General features: G+C 70.6%; 22 protein-coding genes. 13 read left to right on the top strand and 9 right to left on the bottom strand.

The window, feature by feature from the left end:
- Window positions 1-4: 4 nt before the first annotated feature.
- Together DLJ59_RS31060 and DLJ59_RS31065 are read left to right on the top strand one after the other, a co-directional pair.
- Window positions 5-715 (top strand): ThuA domain-containing protein, encoded by a 711-nt coding sequence (locus DLJ59_RS31060; protein ID WP_124777248.1) that lies wholly within the window; start codon window positions 5-7, stop codon window positions 713-715.
- On the top strand, window positions 685-1803 hold the full coding sequence (locus DLJ59_RS31065; RefSeq protein ID WP_124777251.1) for a Gfo/Idh/MocA family protein: 1119 nt from the start codon (window positions 685-687) through the stop codon (window positions 1801-1803). Before DLJ59_RS31060 ends, DLJ59_RS31065 begins: the two co-directional genes overlap by 31 nt.
- A gap of 75 nt (window positions 1804-1878) precedes the next feature.
- Here the strand turns inward: DLJ59_RS31065 and DLJ59_RS31070 are convergent, their stop codons facing one another.
- Both DLJ59_RS31070 and DLJ59_RS31075 read right to left on the bottom strand, forming a co-directional pair.
- Window positions 1879-3378, bottom strand: a complete 1500-nt coding sequence (locus DLJ59_RS31070; protein ID WP_124777254.1) for an FAD-dependent monooxygenase — start codon at window positions 3376-3378, stop codon at window positions 1879-1881.
- Window positions 3379-3499: 121 nt separating this feature from the next.
- A complete protein-coding gene (locus DLJ59_RS31075) occupies window positions 3500-4120 on the bottom strand; it encodes a TetR/AcrR family transcriptional regulator (RefSeq protein ID WP_124777257.1) in 621 nt (206 codons plus the stop codon).
- 146 nt (window positions 4121-4266) lie between these two features.
- Here DLJ59_RS31075 and DLJ59_RS31080 point away from each other — a divergent pair, with 146 nt between their 5' ends.
- From DLJ59_RS31080 to DLJ59_RS31125, 11 genes are all read left to right on the top strand, one after another.
- Window positions 4267-4632, top strand: a complete 366-nt coding sequence (locus tag DLJ59_RS31080; protein ID WP_244236319.1) for a DNA polymerase ligase N-terminal domain-containing protein — start codon at window positions 4267-4269, stop codon at window positions 4630-4632.
- Between the two features lie 125 nt (window positions 4633-4757).
- A complete protein-coding gene (locus DLJ59_RS36735) occupies window positions 4758-5078 on the top strand; it encodes a hypothetical protein (protein ID WP_167493912.1) in 321 nt (106 codons plus the stop codon).
- 1 nt (window position 5079) lies between these two features.
- The gene (locus DLJ59_RS31085) at window positions 5080-5364 is read left to right on the top strand and encodes a TraR/DksA family transcriptional regulator (RefSeq protein ID WP_244236320.1); all 285 of its coding nucleotides are present in this window, start codon (window positions 5080-5082) and stop codon (window positions 5362-5364) included.
- A gap of 162 nt (window positions 5365-5526) precedes the next feature.
- A complete protein-coding gene (locus DLJ59_RS31090) occupies window positions 5527-6570 on the top strand; it encodes an aromatic ring-hydroxylating dioxygenase subunit alpha (RefSeq protein WP_124777262.1) in 1044 nt (347 codons plus the stop codon).
- Entirely contained in the window at window positions 6567-6785 is a 219-nt protein-coding gene (locus tag DLJ59_RS31095; RefSeq protein WP_124777265.1) for a hypothetical protein, read from the top strand. The genes DLJ59_RS31090 and DLJ59_RS31095 overlap by 4 nt, the downstream gene beginning before the upstream one ends.
- Window positions 6782-7735 (top strand): PDR/VanB family oxidoreductase, encoded by a 954-nt coding sequence (locus tag DLJ59_RS31100; RefSeq protein ID WP_341869660.1) that lies wholly within the window; start codon window positions 6782-6784, stop codon window positions 7733-7735. Before DLJ59_RS31095 ends, DLJ59_RS31100 begins: the two co-directional genes overlap by 4 nt.
- 30 nt (window positions 7736-7765) lie before the next feature.
- On the top strand, window positions 7766-8521 hold the full coding sequence (locus DLJ59_RS31105) for an IclR family transcriptional regulator (protein WP_208648893.1): 756 nt from the start codon (window positions 7766-7768) through the stop codon (window positions 8519-8521).
- A gap of 163 nt (window positions 8522-8684) precedes the next feature.
- Entirely contained in the window at window positions 8685-9611 is a 927-nt protein-coding gene (locus DLJ59_RS31110; RefSeq protein WP_124777268.1) for an SDR family oxidoreductase, read from the top strand.
- 38 nt (window positions 9612-9649) lie between these two features.
- Complete coding sequence (locus tag DLJ59_RS31115; protein ID WP_124777270.1) at window positions 9650-10531, top strand: amidohydrolase family protein; 882 nt, start codon at window positions 9650-9652, stop codon at window positions 10529-10531.
- 17 nt (window positions 10532-10548) lie between these two features.
- Entirely contained in the window at window positions 10549-11001 is a 453-nt protein-coding gene (locus tag DLJ59_RS31120) for a MaoC family dehydratase (protein WP_124777273.1), read from the top strand.
- 59 nt (window positions 11002-11060) lie between these two features.
- Window positions 11061-12587: an acyl-CoA synthetase gene (locus DLJ59_RS31125; RefSeq protein WP_167493913.1), complete on the top strand. Its 1527-nt coding sequence runs from the start codon at window positions 11061-11063 to the stop codon at window positions 12585-12587.
- Here the strand turns inward: DLJ59_RS31125 and DLJ59_RS31130 are convergent.
- From DLJ59_RS31130 to DLJ59_RS31160, 7 genes are all read right to left on the bottom strand, one after another.
- On the bottom strand, window positions 12511-13398 hold the full coding sequence (locus DLJ59_RS31130; protein ID WP_124777280.1) for a PaaX family transcriptional regulator: 888 nt from the start codon (window positions 13396-13398) through the stop codon (window positions 12511-12513). The genes DLJ59_RS31125 and DLJ59_RS31130 overlap by 77 nt on opposite strands.
- A gap of 39 nt (window positions 13399-13437) precedes the next feature.
- Complete coding sequence (locus DLJ59_RS31135) at window positions 13438-14250, bottom strand: ABC transporter ATP-binding protein (protein ID WP_124777283.1); 813 nt, start codon at window positions 14248-14250, stop codon at window positions 13438-13440.
- Window positions 14243-15067 (bottom strand): ABC transporter permease, encoded by an 825-nt coding sequence (locus tag DLJ59_RS31140; RefSeq protein ID WP_124777286.1) that lies wholly within the window; start codon window positions 15065-15067, stop codon window positions 14243-14245. Before DLJ59_RS31140 ends, DLJ59_RS31135 begins: the two co-directional genes overlap by 8 nt.
- Window positions 15064-15864, bottom strand: coding sequence for an ABC transporter permease (locus DLJ59_RS31145; protein ID WP_124777288.1), 801 nt, complete (start codon window positions 15862-15864; stop codon window positions 15064-15066). Before DLJ59_RS31145 ends, DLJ59_RS31140 begins: the two co-directional genes overlap by 4 nt.
- 71 nt (window positions 15865-15935) lie before the next feature.
- Window positions 15936-16910 carry an ABC transporter substrate-binding protein gene (locus DLJ59_RS31150; protein WP_124777291.1) on the bottom strand — a complete coding sequence of 325 codons (975 nt, stop codon included), beginning with the start codon at window positions 16908-16910 and terminating at the stop codon, window positions 15936-15938.
- 192 nt (window positions 16911-17102) lie between these two features.
- Window positions 17103-18284 carry a 4-hydroxybenzoate 3-monooxygenase gene (gene pobA, locus DLJ59_RS31155; protein WP_244236321.1) on the bottom strand — a complete coding sequence of 394 codons (1182 nt, stop codon included), beginning with the start codon at window positions 18282-18284 and terminating at the stop codon, window positions 17103-17105.
- 18 nt (window positions 18285-18302) lie between these two features.
- Window positions 18303-19772 (bottom strand): benzaldehyde dehydrogenase, encoded by a 1470-nt coding sequence (locus tag DLJ59_RS31160; RefSeq protein ID WP_244236322.1) that lies wholly within the window; start codon window positions 19770-19772, stop codon window positions 18303-18305.
- Window positions 19773-19791: the final 19 nt, after the last annotated feature.

Consider the following 19791-nt stretch of genomic DNA (forward strand, 5'->3'; position numbering starts at 1 on the left):
GAGGGTGACGCAGCAGAGGGCACTGGTGGTTCGGGGCGGTTGGGAGGGGCACCAGCCGGTCAAGGCGACAGAGCTGTTCATTCCCTTCCTCGAACGAAGCGGCTATGCCGTGCGGGTCGAGGAGTCGACGGAGATCTACGCCGATGCGGCCGCGATGGCCGAGACCGACCTCGTGGTGCAGTGCATGACGATGTCGCAGATCACCGCGGCGCAGGTGGCGGGTCTCAGCGCGGCGGTCATCGCCGGTACGGGCTTCACCGGCTGGCACGGCGGCATCGTGGACTCGTTCCGCGCGTCATCCGACTACCTGCATCTGGTGGGCGGCCAGTTCGCTACCCATCCGGGCCTTGAGCCGTGTGCACGTCACGGTGGCGAGGAGGACAACTTCCTGCCGCACACGGTGCACATCACCGACCTCGGCCGGGAGCACCCGATCACCGCGGGCATCGACGACTTCGACCTGGTCTCCGAGCAGTACTGGGTGCTGCACGACGACCTGATCGACGTGCTGGCGGTGACCACCCACCCGACGCAGGCCTGGCACCCGTGGCACCGGCCGGTCACCTCGCCGGCGATCTGGACCCGGCTCTGGGGTTCCGGGCGCGTCGTCGTGACGACCCCGGGGCACAGCCTGGACGTGCTGGAGCACCCTGGCGTTCGTACCGTCATCGAGAGGGGGATGGTGTGGGCGACCCGCACCGCGTCGGCGTCGTAGGTCTCGGGGTCATCTCCCGCGCTTACCTGGACACCCTCGCCGACCACCCCGAGGTGAGCATCGTCGCGGTGGCCGACCTCGACGCCGCCCGGTCGGCCGAGGTCGCCGCCACGATTCCCGGCGCCGAGGCGGTGAGCGTCGAGCGTCTGCTCGCCCACCCGGACGTGCAGACGGTGCTCAACCTCACCATTCCCGCGGCGCATGCCGACATCTCGCTGGGCACGATCGAGGCGGGCAAGCACGTCTACGTCGAGAAGCCGCTGGCCGTGACGTTCCCGGACGGTCGCTCGATCATCGAACGGGCCGCGTCGGTCGGCGTCCTCGTCGGGTGCGCGCCGGACACCGTCCTGGGCACGGGCACGCAGACGGCGCGGGCGGCGATCGACGCCGGGCTCATCGGACGCCCGATGTCGGCGTCGGCCGTCATGGTCACCCCGGGGCACGAGCGCTGGCACCCCAACCCCGACTTCTACTACGCCCCGGGCGGCGGCCCGATGCTGGACATGGGGCCGTACTACATCTCGGCGCTGATCCACCTGCTCGGGCCGGTTCGCGCGGTGACCGGAGCCGCCAGTCGGCTGCGCGCCGAGCGCGTCATCGGCTCGGGCCCGCGTACCGGCCAGCGGATCCCGGTGGGGGTGGACACCCACCTGACCGGCGTGCTCGAGCACGCCAACGGTGCGCTCTCCACCATCACGACGAGCTTCGACGGCGTCCGGACGACGGCCGCGCCGATCGAGGTGCACGGGGAGGCCGGCACGCTCGCCGTGCCCGATCCGAACTACTTCGACGGCGAGGTCCGCCTCTTCGCGCTCGGCGACACCGAGTGGCGCGCTCTCGAACCGCAGGCCGGCTACGCCGAGGCTTCCCGGGGGATCGGTCTGATCGACCTGGTCAGGGCCGACGATCAGCGTCCGCCGCGCGCTGACGGCGCTGTCGCGCTGCACGTCCTCGAAACGATGACCAGCTTGCTCCAGTCTGCGGCGGAGGGTCAGCGGATCGAGTTGACAACGGTGGTGCAGCGGCCCGTACCAGTTCCGCTCACTTCGGTGGAGGAGTGGAGGGCGTACCAGCCGTACGGACACTGAACGGGGGCCAGGCAGGGCCGAGAACGCCAGAAGGGGCGACCGCCCCGACCGGAGCGGGTGGGCGGTGTCCTGTGCTCATCGTGGAGGGCCGAAGTGGTGGGTCAGCGAGGCGCGTAGCGTGCCGACGTCCCCGGCGGACCAGGCGATGAAGCAGTCGGGGCGTACGAGCAGCGCGCTGGCGGTCGTGCCCTCCAGCGCCCCGGTGACCACGTCGACCCGGTCCCGCCAGGGTGCGGCGACCTCGGCGTAGGCGCCCGTGGAGTCCAGCAGCAGTGGCCGGGCGGTGCGGATCAGCTCGGCGAGGCGTACCGGGCCGAGGTCGCCACGCACGACCACGTCCGGGGCGCAACGGCCGGCCAACGGGTCGGCGGGGTCGGCCGGGTAGTGGATGTCCGCGCCCGCCATCAGCGCCGCGATGTGCCCGGTCACCTCCGGCATGCCCAGCAGTTCGGCGAAGAGTTCCCGCAGGCCGGTGATCTCGTCGCCGGGGCCGATGAGCGCCGACTGCGCCTGGGTGGACATGACGACCCGTTCGGCGACGGGGCGACGCTCCGTCTCGTACGTGTCGAGCAGGCCCGGCGGTGCCCAGCCGCGCACCGTGGCGGCGAGCTTCCAACCCAGGTTGACCGCGTCCTGCAGGCCCAGGTTGAGGCCGGGGCCGCCGATCGCGGGGTGCACGTGCGCGGCGTCGCCGACCAGCAGCACCCGGCCGGCGCGGTAGCGGTCGGCGATGCGGGTGTTGTGGCCGCTCAGCCGCCGCAGCAGGCCGGGGCCGTCCGGCGCGTTCAGGGGGATGTCGGCGCCGAGCACCCGGGCGACGCTGGCCCGGAGCTCCGCCAGGTTCATCGGGGTCTCGGCGTCCGTCGGTGTGTCCGGCCACTCCGTCGTGCTGAGGATCGCCGGGCGGCCGGGGAACGGGGCCCAGGCGATCAGGCCACGCGGGGTGCGGGTGTGCTGGAACGGCGGGACGACGCCGTGGCCGGGGACGCGCAGGCCGCCCGTCTCGGGGTCGAGGGATGACGCGGGTACGGTCACCGTGGCGGTGCGCGAGATCGACCGGTCGTTGGTGACACCGGGAAAGTCGATGCCGGCCAGTCGGCGAACCACGCTGCGGCCACCGTCGGCGCCGACGAGGAAACGGCAGGTGAGCTGCGTACCGTCGGCGAGGTCGACCTCGACCCCGTCGGGGCGTTGGTGGAGGTCGATGACCTCGTGGCCGCGGCGCAGGTCGACGCCCAGCTCGACGGCCCGGGCGGCGAGGGTGGCCTCGAGTTGGGCCTGCGGCACCCCGAGCACGTAGTGCGGGTTCTCCGCGAGCACCGTGAGATCCAGCGGGAACGCGCCGAAGGTGAAGGCGGGTTGGGGGGTCGGCGGGGTGCTCTCACCGCTGAGCGGTGCGTAGAGGCCGCGCCGGTCGAGCAGGCGGACGACCTGGCCCACGAGGCCGTTGGCGCGCGCCTCGCCGGTGGGCGCGGTGTGGCGTTCGAGGACGACAGGATGCACGCCGGCGAGGGCCAGTTCGCAGGCGAGCATGAGGCCGTTGGGGCCTGCTCCGACGATGACGACATCGATCACGATCGTGATCCTTTCGGGGTGTGCGTCATCGCCACGGCGGGCGCGGCACGTGGCCGGCCCGCCGCGGGAGTGTGACGCGGCTGGAGACGTGGGTGAGGATGTGCCCTGGACGAGGGGCGGCTCAGTGCGACGGAGCGGGGAGGCCGGCGGCGACCTGGGTGAAGGCGTCGGTGATGAGGCGTTCGATCGGGGAGGGCGGGTCGGCGCTGTCGAGATAGTGCTGCATGGCGACGGCGACGGCTGCGCTGGCGGCGGCCGCGACGAGCCTCGGATACATGTCGGTGGCGAGGTCGGTGCCGGTGCGCTCGGCGACCGCGGCAGCGAGCTCGGCCTCGGCGATCGCGGCGGCGCGCAGCCGTTCGCCCTGTAGCGCGGGCTCGGCGAGCATGGTGCGGACGCCGGCAACCCACTGCGCGTGGCCGGGGGAGGGCATCGCCTCGACCTCGGGGCCGCGGGTGAACTGCTCCAGCGCGGCCTGGGTGAGCGCCGCCCAGAGCGGTTCTTCGGCGGGGCGTTCGCGCAGCGCGGCTGCGGTGCGCAGGCTGCGGTCGAGGTGCCGGGAGGCGATCGCCTCGGCCTTGCTGGCGAAGTAGTTGTTGAAGGTGCGCGGGGAGACGCCAACCGCTTCGGCGATGTCCTCGACGCGGACGTTGTCGTAGCCGCGCTCCGCGGTGAGGTGGATCGCGGCCCAGCCGAGCGCCGCCCGCGTCTCGGCCTTCTTGCGCTCCCGTAGTCCCGTCATGCCACCACGCTAGCGCTAATTGCGTGGCACGCAAATATGCGTGCCACGCAAAAATCTCCCCAACTCGTGCCGGTTCCGCTCACCCAGGGCTCCTGAGGTTGTCGCGTCGACAGGCGCGAGGGCCGGTCGGCGCCGACAATGGGGTGGTGGCACCCGCCTTCGTCCTGCACGACCACCGCAAGCCACGACCGCACTTCGACCTGCGGCTCGAGGAGGGCGGTGTGCTGCGCTCCTGGGCGGTGCCTCGCGGCCTTCCGGACAGCCCCGGCGACAACCGGCTCGCGATCGCCGTGCCCGACCACGACCTCGATCACCTCACCTACGAGGACGTCGACAAGTCGATCGCCGACATCGGCACCTGGGAGGAGCACGATCGCACCGACCGTCGGATGCTGTTCACCCTGCACGGCCGCACCGGCAGCCGGCGATACGCGCTCATCCGCACCGGCGAGGGGTGGCTGCTCCACCTGACGAAGGAGCAGCCTGTTGCGGTTGGGCCGACCGCACGGTGAGACCGAAGGCCAGTCGGCGGGTTCGGGCAACGATCCCATTGCGAGCAAAAGGGGCGGTTCTTCGTCGGAGTGAGGCGTTGCCGTGGACGTTGGCTTTACGGCAGACACCAATCTATGGTGGGAGCATGCTGTCGGTGACCTTCCGCTCGCCCGCCGCCACCGAGGTGGCGGCGGACCGTGCTGGCCGCGTTCCGACAGTGACACGCCTCAAGGCCGACATGCGGGTGCCGGTTGTCCGCGCACCGCGCACCGCGCTCACGTGCAAGACGTCGAGCCTGATGCGAACCGGCCGAGGCCCACCTGCGGAGTCGTTGCATACCCAGAACGACCGCCAGGGCGAAGCTATCCAAGCTTCGGCCCTTTTTGTTTTCCCCGTCCATTTCCGTGAAAGGGCAGACCATGAGCGTCGATCATCGTCGTACTATCGACCAGAGTTGGCTCGCTGACATGCGAGCGTCCCTGGCGGACGACTTCGCCACCCAGACGGCTCGGCTGCGGGAACTGACCGAGCTCAACGCGGACACCGGCGACCCGGGCGAGGCCCACAACCAGGCCGCGCTGCTGGCAGCCACCCGTCAGACCATCGAGCAGATCACCGGTGCGCTGAGCCGCATCAGCGACGGCACCTACGGTGCCTGCCAGAGGTGCCAGCGGAGCATCCCGGCCGAGCGGCTCGAAATTCTCCCGCACGCCCGCTTCTGCGTGCCGTGCCAGGAGAAGCAGAACAGGTGACGCCCGGTGTGGCTGCCGCGCCGCCGGCACGGCAGCCACACCACCACGTACGGGAAGGCCCGGCTCAGCCTTTCACCCAGTGAAAGCTCCGGTTCCCCAGCGGGGGTGTCGCACGCGACGATCCGGCTCCATCGACGTCCGTCGGCATGGAGGTCCGGTCGCATGGCATTCGCGCGTAACCAGTGGTATGTGGCGGCCTACGGCAGTGAGGTGGGGCGAAGCCTGCTCGCCCGCACGGTGCTCGGTGAGCCGCTGGTGCTGTACCGCACCGGTGCCGGGAAGGCGGTGGCGCTCGCCGACCGGTGCGTACACCGGCGCTTCCCGCTCTCGGAGAGCCGGCTCGACGGCGACACGATCGTCTGCGGCTACCACGGCTTCACCTACGATCCGACCGGCGCGTGCGTCTTCGTACCCGGTCAACAGCGCATCCCGCGCACCGCGCGGGTGGTCTCGTTCCCGGTGGTGGAACAGGACTCCTTCATCTGGGTCTGGATCGGCGACCTGGATCGGGCCGACCCGGCCGCGGTTCCCCGCGCACCCTGGCTCGCCGACCCGCGGTACGCGGTAGTGCGGGGCATGGCGCCGCTGAACGCGCGGTACAGCCTGCTGGTGGACAACCTCCTGGACCTGTCCCACGAGACCTATCTGCACGGCGGTTACATCGGCACACCGGAGGTGGCGAACACCCCGATCACCACCGAGGTCGACGAGGACCGGGGGATCGTCTACGTCAGTCGGCACATGGACGACGCCGAGTGCCCGCCGTTCTACGCGCGCTCGACCGGGATCCAGGGCCGGATCACCCGTTGGCAGGACATCGAATACCACCCGCCCTGCCTCTACCTCCTGCACAGCCGCATCGCCCCGCAGGGTGTCCATCCGCCCGCCGAGGGCGAGGACAGCGAAGCGTTCCACGCCGAGATCGTGTACGCCATCACCCCGTCGACCGAGCACACCACCTATGACTTCTGGGCGGTGGCGCGGGATTTCGCGATCGACGACGAGTCGGTCAGTGAGTACCTCCACCACAGCAACCACACAGTGGTCATGCAGGACGTGACCGCTCTCAACATCCTGGAGCAGGTGATCGCGACCGAACCGGACAGGTACCAGGAATTGAGCATCAACATCGACACCGGTGGCCTGGCCGCCCGACGACTGCTGGCCCGGATGATCGGGTCGGGGACGGTGGGAGCGGCGCGGTGAGTTCCCGAGCAGGCACTCTCACCGGGGACCGGGTCTACCGGATCCACTGGGTGCCCGGCACGGACACCCTGCGCGGGACCTGCCACTGTGGAGCAGAACGCCTCGCCGAGGAGCCGGTCGAGTTGTGGGAGTGGCTGCTCGCCCACCCGCAGGGCCACCAGGGCGTGGCCGTGCCGGTGCCCGGACCGCCGAGGCGGCTGGCGATGCGCGAGTGACGGTGGACGTGCTGACCGGGGTGGAGCTGGTGGTCGCCGGCCGGGACCAGGTGGCCGCCGAGGTGGTGGCGATCCGCCTGTGTCGCGTCAACGGCGGTGACCTGCCCGAGTGGACGCCGGGCGCACACATCGACCTGGAGCTGAGCGCCGGGCTGGCCCGTCAGTACTCCCTCTGCGGCGACCCGGCGGACCGGTCCGCCCTGCGGATCGCGGTGCAGCGCGAACCGAACGGACGCGGCGGCTCCCGGCTGGTGCACGAGCGGCTCACCGTCGGCGCGACCGTCCGGGTGAGCGGACCGCGCAACACCTTCCCGCTGGTCCCGGCGCGGCGTTACCTCTTTGTCGCCGGTGGCATCGGAATCACTCCCATCGCACCGATGGTCGCCGCCGCGGACGCCGCGGGCGCGGACTGGCGGCTGGTGTACGGGGGACGCGCCCGCGCCACCATGGCCTTCGCCACCACCCTGCGGGAGAAGTACGGCGACCGGGTGAGCCTGCACCCGCAGGACGAGACCGGGTTGCTCGACCTGGCCGGGTTGCTGGGCCGGCCCGGCACCGGGCTCGTCTACTGCTGCGGCCCGGAACCACTGATCACGGCGGTCGAGGAGTGGTGCCGCGGCTGGCCCTCCGGCTGCCTGCACGTCGAACGGTTCACCGGGCGGGACGTCTCCGGCGCCTCGGAGACGACGATCGAGGTCGAACTCGCGCTCTCCGGGCGGACGGTGACAGTGCCGCCGGGCACGCCGATCCTGCGGGCGGTGGAGGAGGCCGGTGTGCAGGTCCTCTCGTCCTGCCGTGAGGGCACCTGCGGCACCTGCGAGACCCCGGTGCTCGCCGGTGTGCCGGAGCATCGCGACAGCCTGCTCACCGCCGACGAGCGGGCCGCCGGGGACACCATGATGATCTGCGTCTCCCGGGCCCGCACGCCCCGACTCGTGCTGGAGCTGTGAGCACCCGGCGCGGGCGGGGATGATGACGGGGTGCGCGCAGAACCGGGGCGGTCAGTGACGAGCAAGGTGCTGGCACTGCTCGACGCGTTCAGCCCGGCCACCCCGGCGTTGACCCTGAGCGAGCTGGCGCGTCGCACCGGGCTACCACTGTCCACGGTGTACCGGCGGGCCGCGGAACTGGTCGCGTGGGGGGCGCTGGAGCGCGGCGACGACGGGCGGTACCGGATCGGTCTGCGGCTGTGGGAGGTGGGCTCGCTCGCCCCGAGGGGCCTGGGGCTGCGGGAGTTGGCTCTGCCGGTCATGGAGGACCTGTACGAGGTGACCCACGAGAACGTCCAACTCGCTGTCCGGCAGGACCTCGAACTCGTCTTCATCGAACGGATCGCCGGTCGGCACGCGGTGCCCGTCCTCACCCGGGTGGGGGGTCGCTTCGCGTTGCACGCCACCGGGGTCGGGCTGGTCCTGCTCGCCCACGCGCCCGCCGAGGTTCAGGAACAGGTGCTGGCCGCGCCGCTGGAGCGGTACACCGAACTGACGATCACCGACCCTGGGCGGCTGCGCCGCTGCCTCGCCGAGGTGCGCCGGGTCGGGTACGCGGTCAGCGACCGTCAGGTCACGATGGACGCCCTCTCGGTGGCCGCGCCGATCCGCGTACCGGAGGGTGTGGTGGCGGCGATCTCGCTGGTGGTCGCCCACGACCGGGCGGACCCGGTGGCGTTGGCACCGCTGGTGCAGGCCGCCGGCCGGGTGGTGTCCCGGGCGTTGAACAGCTCCCACCAGGGTTGACGGAGCGTTCTGCGAGTTCCGCTACCGACCATGCCCGGGACGGCGTCTGGTGTAGACAGACTGCAAATCGTTGACGCCCGATCAAATTCTGCATTACGTTGCCGGTGCGCGTGTTACTCCCCACCTTCGTGCGCGGATCGGCATCGACGAAAGGGAGCACTCCATGTCACTGGACGGCAAAGTCGCCATCGTCACCGGGGCCGGGCGGGGTCTCGGCCTCGCCTACGCGCAGGAGTTGACGCGGCGGGGCGCCTCGGTCGTGGTCAACGACGTCGACGCCGGGGTCACCGCCGACGCCGTGGCGGCGATCGAGGCGTCCGGCGGCCGGGCCGTCGCGGTGGTCGCACCGGTCGGCCCGACCGAGACCGCGAAGGAACTCGTCAGCACGGCGGTCGAGCACTTCGGGCGGCTGGACATCCTCGTCACCAACGCCGGCGTGCTGCGTGACACGGTGCTGTGGAAGATGAGCGACGACGACTTCGACACCGTGATCAACGTGCACCTGCGCGGCACGTTCACCACGGTGCGCGAGGCGGTGCAGCACATGCGGCAGGCCGGCGAGGGCGGGCGGATCATCTGCGTCGGATCACCCACCGGCCAGCGGGGCACCTTCGGCCAGACCAACTACGCGGCCGCCAAGGCGGGCATCGTCGGCATGGTCCGTACCTGGGCGCTCGAACTCAAGCGGGCCGGCATCACCGCCAACGCCGTCGTTCCGGTCGCCGCGACCGCGATGACCGCCACCGTCCCCTACTTCGCCGCGGCGGTGCGGGCCGAGGCCAACGGCGAGCCGATGCCCGCGTTCTTCCGACACGAGCTGGGGTTCGGCACGGCGGACGACGCGGCCGGGCTTGTCGCGTTCCTCGGCTCCGACGCGGCGGCCTCGGTGACCGGGCAGGTGATCGGGGTCGGCGGGGACCGCCTGCAGATCTGGACCCACCCCGAGGCGGCGCTGACCGCGCACCGCGAGGGCGGCTGGACGTACGACTCGCTCGTGGAGGCCTGGCCGACGTCGTTCGCAGGCGCCACGCAGAGCGTCGGTGAACGCTTCCCGAAACTCCCCGAGGAGCTCGATCCCGCGGCGTCCTGACCGGCCCGAGCAGACCCGCCCGACGGAGGTTGGCCCCCATGTACCAGTCCGCGATCGACCTCGACGACGTCACGGCGATCGACATGCACGTGCACATCGAGGTCGACGACCACGGTCACACCTCACTGCCCGAACCGCTCGTCGCGGCGGCGTCGGCGTACTTCAAGACGGACGGCCCACGGCCCGCTGTCGACGCGGTGGCGCAGTACTACCGCGAGCGGCGCATGGCGGCCGTCGTCTTCACGGTGGACGCGCGTACCCAACTGAAGCACCAGCCACTATCGAGCGCCGACATCGCCCGCGCGGCGGCCGAGCACGCCGACGTGCTCATCCCGTTCGGGTCGGTCGACCCGCGCACCGGGGAAGCGGCCCTCGAACTCGCCGACCGGCTGATCCAGGAGGAGGGTGTACGCGGCTTCAAGTTCCACCCCACGGTGCAGGGCTTCGATCCCGGCCACGACGAGTACGCGCCGCTGTGGGGTCTTCTGGAGCGGGCCGGTGTCCCGGCGCTCTTCCACACCGGGCAGACCGGCATCGGCGCAGGCACGCCGGGCGGTTACGGTCTGCGGCTCGGCCTGTCGAACCCGATCCTGCTCGACCCGATAGCTGCCGACTTTCCCGACCTGCAGATCATCATGGCCCACCCGTCGGTGCCCTGGCAGGACGAGGCGTTGTCGGTGGCCACGCACAAGCACAACACCTGGATCGACCTGTCCGGCTGGAGCCCGAAGTACTTCCCGGCCGAGTTGGTGCGCTACGCCAACTCGGTGCTGAAGCGACGGGTGCTCTTCGGCACCGACTACCCGATGCTCACCCCCGACCGGTGGCTGCGCGACGTGCAGACGACCGGCCTCAAGCCGGACGTGCTCCCGGGCATCCTGAAGGACAACGCGGCCCGACTGCTGGGCCTCGCCCGGTGACGACGAGAGGAAACGCCATGACGACGACCATCACCTACGACCGGCTCGCCGACCTCGCCGGCACCGATCTCGGTCACACCGGGTACCGCACTGTCACCCAGGACCAGGTGGACCTGTTCGCCGACGCCACCGACGACCACCAGTGGATCCACGTCGACCCCGAGCGGGCGAAGACCGGCCCGTTCGGCGCGCCGATCGCGCACGGCTTCCTCACGCTGTCCCTGGCGGTTCCCTTCTGGACCGAGCTGCTCGAAGTCAAGGGCGTGACCACCAAGGTGAACTACGGCCTCGACAAGGTGCGCTTCCCGGCGCCGGTGGTGGTCGGGGCACGGGTGCGCATGCGAGCCACCGTCGTCGAGGTCGTCGAGGTTCGCGGCGGCTACCAGATCGCGGTCGACCAGACGATCGAGATCGCGGGCGGGACGAAGCCGGCTGTCGTCGCGCGGGGGCTGTACCGCTTCTACGCCTGAAGCCCGGGGGCATCGGTCGAGCCGGGCGAGCACACCACCTCCACCCCAGGAGAATGCTGATGCAGCAGCACGGAATCGGCGCGTGGGTGGCCAAGCGCCGGCTCAAGTCCCCGGACCGCGTCGCGATCATCCACGGCGACCGGTCTCCCATCACGTACGGGCAGTTCGCCGACGCCGTGGACCGGATCTCGGCGGTGCTGCGGGATCGGGGCGTCGGCAAGGGCGACTCCGTCGCCTACCTTGGTGAGAACAGCCCCGAACTCCTCCAGGTGATGTTCGGGGCGGCGCAGGTCGGGGCGGTCTTCGTGCCGATCAACACCCGGCTCGCCGCACCCGAGATCGCCTACGTCCTCGCCGACTGCGCCGCGCGGGTGCTGGTCCACGACCCGGACTTCGCGGTGCCGGTGGCGTCCGCCGCGCCGGCCGCCCGGGTCCCGTACGTCATCGTCAACGGCGAGGGCACCGCGGACCGACCCGGGCTGTCCCACCTGACCCGGGCCGCCGTCGCCGGGTTCACCGACCATGCCGACACCGCCCACCAGGATCCGGCGGCGATCGTCTACACCTCCGGCACGACCGGCCGGGCCAAGGGCGCCGTGCTGACCCACGGCAACCTGACCTGGGTGGCGCTCAACTGTGTGGTCGACTACGACGTCGTCTCCACCGACGTCGCGCTCATGATCTCGCCGCTGTTCCACGTCGCCTCGCTCGGGATGGGCGCCCTGCCCGTCATCCTCAAGGGCGCCACGATGGTCATCGAGAAGGGCTTCGAACCGGGCCGCGCGCTCGCGCAGATCGAGCGGCACGGGGTCACCATGCTCAGCGGCGTACCGACCACCTACCAGCTGATGGCCGACCACCCGGCCTGGGCGTCGACCGACCTGTCGACGTTGACGAAGCTCACCTGCGGAGGTTCGGCGGTGCCGGCCCGCGTCCTCAACGCGTACGAGTCGCGGGGCCTGTCCTTCTCGCAGGGTTACGGCATGACCGAGGCCGCGCCGGGCGCCACCGCGCTGCCGCCGGCGATGACGCGTGCCAAGCAGGGCAGTGTCGGTCTGCCGCACTTCTTCACCGACGTGCGGATCACCGATGCGGCCGGTGCGGTGGTGCCCACCGGCGTTGTCGGTGAGATCGAGGTCGCGGGACCCAACGTCTTCCCCGGCTACCACGGGCTCCCGGAGGCGACCGCCGAGGCGTTCACGGCGGACGGGTGGTTCCGCTCCGGGGACCTCGGCCACCTGGACGCCGACGGCTACCTCTACATCACCGGCCGCCTCAAGGACATGATCATATCGGGGGGCGAGAACATCTATCCGCTCGAACTCGAGCAACTGCTCACCGAGGTCGACGGGGTGACGTCGGCGGCGGTCATCGGCGTACCGGACGAGCGGTGGGGGGAGGTGCCGTGGGCGATCGTGACCGTACGGGAGGGAGTGTCGGTGGACACCGCCACCATCCGGGCTCGCCTCGACGGAAGGATCGCCCGCTACAAGCTACCGAAGAACGTCGTCATCGTGGACGAGCTGCCGCGGACGGCGTCGGGGAAGGTGCGGAAGACCGATCTGAGGGCCCGATTCGGCGCCTAGCCGCAGGCCGGGCCGCGACGAGTTCGGCGAACTCCGCCGCGGACGCCCCAGCCAGCTTCTCGTGCATCCGACGGTAGGTCTGCACCGATCTCGTGGCCGGCCACTCCGCGTCCATGAACTCGGCCGGCAGCCTCGGGTCGGCGCGCAGCAGCGCAAGCCAGTCCGCCACGAGCATCGTCCGTACGGTGAGGGCGCTCGGTGCCATCGCCATCGCGGACCTGTCGTCCCACACGTCGATGAAGGCGAGGTGGGCGCGCCGGATCGCCTCGATGTCCCACGCCGCGCGCACGCTCTCGCCGATCGGGAACCCGGCGAGCTCGCGGGCGTGGAAGGCGATCACGGTGTTGGGCGCGAGGTCCTGCCGCAGCGGCTCCAACGACCCGGCGAGGTCGACCTCGCCGGGCGCGAGCCAGAGCCCGTCCCGGATCGGCGCGAAGCCCTCCCAGGTGAGGGTTGAGCGCAGCCGGTGCCGCAGCATCCGCTGGCCCTCCGGGATCGAGAAGGTGACCAGGGTCCACCCGCTGCCCTGTGGGTCGAACGGCCGCGGCCCGCGTACCCGGTACTTCGCCTCGCGCAACACCGCGACCCCGTGCTCAGTCAGCGAGAACAGCGTCTCCCGGCCACTCCTGCTGCGGGCCAGGATGCCGCTGTGCACGAGACGGTCGAGGGTCGCGCGGGTGGCCGGCGCGGCGACGTCCGCACCCTCCAGCACGTTGATCAGGACGCTCGCGCGGATCGGCCCCGTGGCGGCGTCGACGACATGCTCGCCGAAGAAGGCGAGCAACAACTGCTTCGGCTGACGACTACCCACAGCCCTTCCCTTCGGCGAACTCGTTGGCCTGGCCGCCGATCAGCGCGCGGATCGCGGGGCCACCGCCTGCCCGCGTTTGGCCCGCTGGATCTGGTCGTAGACGTGCGTCCGCAGTTCCGTGAAACGGGGCAGGGCGCGGGTCGTGATCTGATCGCGCTCCGGCGGCAGGTCGATCGCGAGGTCCTCCTGGACCCAGGTCGGCGACGTGGACAATACTAGAACCCGCTGACCGAGATACACCGACTCGTCGATGTCGTGGGTGACGAAGACAACGGAGATGGTGCGGCTCGCGTGCAGCTCCCGGACCAGGTCCTCCAGGTCTGCCCGGGTCTGCGCGTCCACCGCCGCGAACGGTTCATCCATGATCAGGATGTCGGGCTGGTAGGCGACCGCCCGCGCGATCGCCACGCGCTGCTGCATCCCCCCGGAGAGCTGCCACGGGTGGCTTCGCGCGGCGTGCGCGAGACCCACCGCCTCCAGCGCGTCGACGACCAGCTTGTTTCGGGCCGCGCGGGTGAGTTGCTTGTGCCGCAGCGGAAGCTCGACGTTTCCGCGCACCGTCAGCCAGGGGTAGAGGCTGCGACCGTACTCCTGGAACACGACGGCCATGGCCGGGCTGGGCCCGGTCACCGGTGCGCCGTCCATCTCGACCACGCCGCTGGTGGGCCGCAGCAGGCCGGCGAGGCACTTCAGCAGGGTGGTCTTGCCGCAACCGGACGGCCCGACGATGCAGACGAGTTCCCCGGCGTCCATCGTGAAGCTGATGTCCCCGATCGCCTCGACGTCGCCCGTCGGGGACTCGTAGACCTTGCGCAAGTGCTCCACCCGCAGCAGGGTGCTCCGATCAGGCACGGTTGACCTCCCTGATTCCGTGGTACCAGCGCAGGACGCGCCGTTCGACGAGACCGAAAGCGACGGCGAGGAAGACACCGACGAGGCCGAGCAGGAGGATGCCGCTCCACATCTCGGCGATGAGGTAGTTGCGCTGGAAGTAGGCGATCCGGTAGCCGAGGCCGGAGGAGGAGGCGAACATCTCGGAGATGACCATCAGGATCAGCGCGACCGAGAGGGCCTGGCGAACCCCGGCCATGATCCGTGGGCTGGCGGCCGGGAGCACGAGGAACCAGAGCCGCTCCCACCAGGAGACCCGAAACGATTCGGCGGTCTCCTTCATGACGCTGTCTGTTCCCCGGACACCCTCGATGGTGTTCAACAGGATCGGCCAGACCGCACCGGAGACGATCACGACCACCTTCATGGTGTCGGTGATCCCGAGTAGGAGCATGGCCACCGGAATCAGCACCGGCGGCGGGATGGCCCGGAGGAACTCCAGCAGCGGTTCGAGGAGTTCACGCAACCAGTGGGTCAGGCCGATCACGGTGCCGGCGGCGATGCCGAGCACTATCGACCCGGCGACGCCGAGGCCGAGGCGGGCGAGGCTGGGCAGCACGTCCTCGACGAACGCCGGGCCGACCCAGGTCTCCCGGAAGGCTTCGGCGATCGTCAACGGGTCGGGGAAGAACTTGCTCGTGCCCCTCGTCGCCACCAGACCCCAGAGCACCAGCAGCAGGGTCGGCAGCCCCAGCGGGTAGACGAGGCTCGCCGCGATCCGGGATCCGACCGTCCGGCTGCGTGCCGTGGCGGCGATCCGCTCCGTGTACGCGGTCACAACGGCTCCTCTCCTCGCACGGACTGGTGCCACGACAGCACCCGACGCTCGATGAACCGGAAGGCGATGTTCACAGTGAGCCCGAGCAGGCCGGTGACCACGACCAGCGCGTACAGGCCGGCGGCGTCGCCGGCGGAGCGGGACAGCTCGATCATGCGCCCGAGGCCGGGGTTGCCGATCACCATCTCCGCGGTGATGGCGAGGATGAGCGCGACCGCCGCCGCGAGCCGCAGGCCGGTCATGAGGTACGGCAGGGTGGTCGGCAGGACGAGGTGCGTCAGCTGCTCCCGCCGGGTCAGACCGAAACCGCGGGCGGTGTCGCGAGCCACCGCGTCGACGTCGGCGACGCCGTAGATCACCTGCACGAACACCTGCCAGAACGACGCGTAGATGATGATGACGAGGGCGGCCTGCCGCTGGATGCCGAACATCAGCACGGCGAGCGGAATGAGGGCTACCGACGGGATCGGGCGCAGGAACTCGACCATCGTGTGGGTCGCGCGCCGCAGGAACGGCACCAACCCGACGACAGTGCCGAGGACGACGGCCCCGATGGTCGCCACCGTCAGGCCGATCGCCCAGGACGTCATGGTGCCGCCCAGCCGGCGCCAGAACGCGAGGTCGACGAGCTGTTCGAACAGCCGCGCCAGCACGTCCGTCACGTACGGCAGATACGACGGGTTGATCAGGCCCAGCGTCGGGATCAGTTGCCAGACGACGAGGAACCCGGTCAGGCCGACGACGCCCAGCACCGCTTTGCGTAACGCGCGCAGGCGTCGAGTGGAAGGAACGCGCATGTCACTCCCGTCGTCGCGCGGGCGGCGAGGCCCTCCCCGGTCCGGGGCCGGGGAGGGCGGGATCGCGCCTGCTACTGCTGCTGGATGAGACGGTCGAGGTTGGGTTGCTTGTCGAGCACCTTGTACTTCTGGGCGAGTTCCGCGAGGGTCTGCAGGCTCTGCCGGTCGATCTCCCAGCCGAAGGCCGGCAGCCGCACCGAGTCGGCCACCGGCGCGGGCAGCTCCAGGTTGTCCTTGATGGCCTGTCGCAGCGCGGCCTCGTTGGCGGGGTCCTTGGCCCACTCCAACGTCTTCTTCATCGCCGCCGTGAAGTCCTCGACCAGCTTGGCGTCCTTCTCGGTGCGTTCCTTGGTGGTGATGGTGGTGAGCGTGGTCAGACCGGGCACCACCGCCTGGTAGGGCGCGACGATGAAGGTGTCGCCGCGGCCCTTCAGTTGCGTGACGAACGGCTCCGGCACCCAGGCGGCGTCGATGTTGCCGGATTCGAGTTGGGCCGGGGCGTCCGGGAAGGCGACCTCGACGAACTTGATCTTCGACGGATCGCCGCCGTCCTTCTCGACCGCCGCCATGATCGTGACATCGCCGGCGGCGCCCAGGCTGTTGACAGCGACCCGTTTGCCCGCGAGGTCGGCGGGCCGCTTGATGCCGGACTTCGCCGAGGCCACCACGGCGTTGATGTCGTCGCCGTCGGCGTACGAGGAGGCGTAGTTGCCGATGATGACGACGCCGAGATCCCGTAGGTCGGCCCGGAACGGGCCGAAGGGCTGGCCGATCGCGAAGTCGATGTCGCCGTTCATGAGCGCGGGGATGGCCTGCGCGCCGCCCTGGGCGGGCAGCACCTCGACCTGGAGGCCGCGTTCGGCGAAGAGGCCCGCCTTGATGCCGCCCCAGAGCGCGGCGGTCTCGGTGATGGGCAGCGCCGCGACCCGGACCTTGCGCAGATCGCCCGACGGCTGTTCGGACGGCTCGGACGCGTCGGAGTCGGTACATCCGGTGAGGGCGATCGCGGTAGCGGCGATCAGCCCGAGAGCCATGACCTTCTTCATTGACGAGGCCCTTCCTGGGCGGGTGGTGGGTGCGTCGGAAGTCGGCGGATGCCTCGGATCTGCAGGTGAACTACCGCTGCGTGGGGGCGCACGCCGCTGTGGTGGCCATGGTCAGTCACGCCGGCATTGAAAGTCAATAATTTCTGACGCCCGTCATGGATAAGTTGAACGACGTGCTGCGCCGACTCCCACTCAGACCTCGGGCAGACCCACGTAGTTCTCCGACAGGCTGGTGGCGTAGGCGTCGGAGGTGGTGACGTACCTCAGTGTGGCGATCTGCAGCTTCGTCTCGTACGGGTCGTCACGCTCCAGCCGGTGCAGCATCGAGGTCATCCACCAGGAGAAGTGCTGGGCCCGCCAGACCCGGCGCAACGCCGTGGCCGAGTAGCTCTCCAGCAGATCGGTGCTGCCCCCGTCGTACCACGCGGCGAAGGCGTCGCCGAGCAGCGCGACGTCGGCGAGGGCCAGGTTCATTCCCTTCGCGCCGGTCGGCGGGACGATGTGTACGGCGTCCCCGGCCAGGAACAGCCGCTCCCACTGCATCGGCTCGACCACGAAGCTGCGCATTCCGGTGATGGACTTCTCCAGGATCGGCCCCTCGTTGAGCGACCAGCCCGGCACCGTCTCCAACCGGGCCCGTAGTTCCGTCCAGATCCGTTCGTCCGGCCAGGCGGCGATGTCCTCGTCCGGCGCGACCTGTAGGTACAGCCGCGAAAGCTCGGGGGAGCGCATGCTGTGGAGGGCGAAGCCTCGTTCGTGGTTGGCGTAGATGAGTTCGTCCACCGCCGGCGGCGCGGCGGCGAGGACACCCAACCAGGCGAAGGGGTACGCCCGCTCGTAGGTGGTCAGCACCCCCTCGGGCACCGCGCCCCGGCTCACTCCGTGGAAGCCGTCGCAGCCGGCCACGAAGTCGCAGTGCAGCTCCTCGTCACGCCCGTCGCGTCGAAAGTGGACGACCGGCGAGTCCGAGTCGAGGCCGTCCAGGCGTACCGCGTCGGCCTCGAAGAGGATCGAGCCGCCGGCCGCGAGTCGGGCGGCGATCAGGTCCTTGACCACTTCCTGCTGCCCGTAGACGGTGATCGCCCGCCCGGTCAGATCTGCCATCGGCACCCGATGCGACTCCCCGGCGAAGCGCAGCTCGATGCCCTCGTGGCGCAGTCCCTCCCGTTGCAGCCGTTCGCCCACACCGCTGCGGCAGAGCAGGTCGACCGAGCCCTGTTCGAGGACGCCCGCCCGGAGTCGGTGCTCGACGTAGTCGCGGCTGCGACTCTCCAGCACCACGGACTCGATTCCGCGCAGGTGCAGCAGGTGCGACAGCATGAGCCCGGCCGGCCCGGCGCCGATGATGCCGACCTGGGTACGCATTCCCGGCATGCTCCTCTCCTCCCGGTGTCAGAACGGGTACCGCGTGATGGTGCCCCGCACGGTGAGCCACTGGGTTTCGGTGAACGCGTCGACGTTCGCCGCCGACCCACCGAACCGTGAGCCGGTGCCGGACGCTCCCACCCCACCGAACGGCGCCACCGCCTCGTCGCTCACCGTCTGATCGTTGATGTGCACGATTCCGCTGGGGATCCGGTCGGCGAGCGCCAGCGCCTTCATCACGTCGCGGCTCAGGATGCCCAGGGACAGGCCGTACTCGGTCTGCCGGGCCAACTCCACGGCCTCGTCCTGATCGGTGAAGGTGATCACCGGCGCGACCGGGCCGAAGACCTCCTGGGCGTACGCCGGGGTCGCGGGGGTGACGTCGGTGAGCACCGTCGGGCGGTAGAACAGCCCCTCGTACGTGCCCCCGGCCGCTAGCCGGGCACCCGCGTCGACGCTCGCCGTGACCAGGGCGTGGATCTTGTCGCGCTGGTGCTCGTCGATGATCGGTCCGAGTGCCACCTGCTCCTTCGCCGGGTCGCCGACCGGCAGGTGGTTCGCCTTCTCCGCCAACCGTTCGACGTACCGCTCGGACAGGCTCTCGTGCACCAGGTGTCGGCCGGTGGTCATGCAGATCTGGCCCTGGTGCAGGAACGACCCCCAGGCGCCGGCGGAGACCGCCAGGTCAAGGTCGGCGTCGTCGAGCACGATCAGCGCCGAGTTGCCGCCGAGTTCGAGGTGGGCGCGTTTGAGGTGGCGTGCCGCCGCCTCGCCGACCTTGCGGCCGGCGGCGGTCGAGCCGGTGAAGCTGATCACCCGTACGTTCGGGTCGGCCACCAGCGCCTCGCCGACCTCGGCCCCGCCGGGAAGGACGTGCAGCAGTCCGTCGGGCAGTCCGGCCTCCTCGAAGACCCGGGCGATCGAGATGCCACCGCAGACTGCCGTGCGCGGATCGGGCTTGAGCACCACGGCGTTGCCCAGCGCCAGGGCCGGGGCGACCGAACGGGTGGCCAGGATGAGCGGAAAGTTGAACGGCGCGATGACTCCGACGACGCCGACGGGCAACCGGCGAGCCAGGCTGAGCCGCGGTTGCGCGCTCGGGATGATCTCGCCGAGCGGGTGCGACGCCAGTGCCGCGGCCTCGTAGCATTCCTGCGCTGCGGTGTCGGTCTCGACGCCGGCCTTGGGTGGGATGGACCCGCCCTCCCGCACGATCCAGTCGCCGATCTCGGCGGCGTGCCGCTCGAACAGTTGCCCAGCCCGACGCAGCACCGCGGCCCGCTCGGCGTAGCCGGTGGCGGCCCAGGCCCGCTGGGCGGCGGCGGCGCGGGCGCAGGCGCGCGTCACATCCTCGGTGTTCGCCACACCGACCTGGGCGATCTCCTCTCCGGTGGCGGGAGATCGCACGGGTGCCGTGCCGCCGGCCGGTTCCACCCAGCCGTCGCTGTGCAGGGTGCCCTGCCAGGTCATGGCGTCCAGCAGTGTCATGGCGGTCATCCTCGGAGCGTGGGGCCGG

Origin of the sequence: Micromonospora inaquosa, from assembly GCF_003857055.1 — a bacterium.
Lineage (GTDB): Bacteria > Actinomycetota > Actinomycetes > Mycobacteriales > Micromonosporaceae > Micromonospora > Micromonospora inaquosa.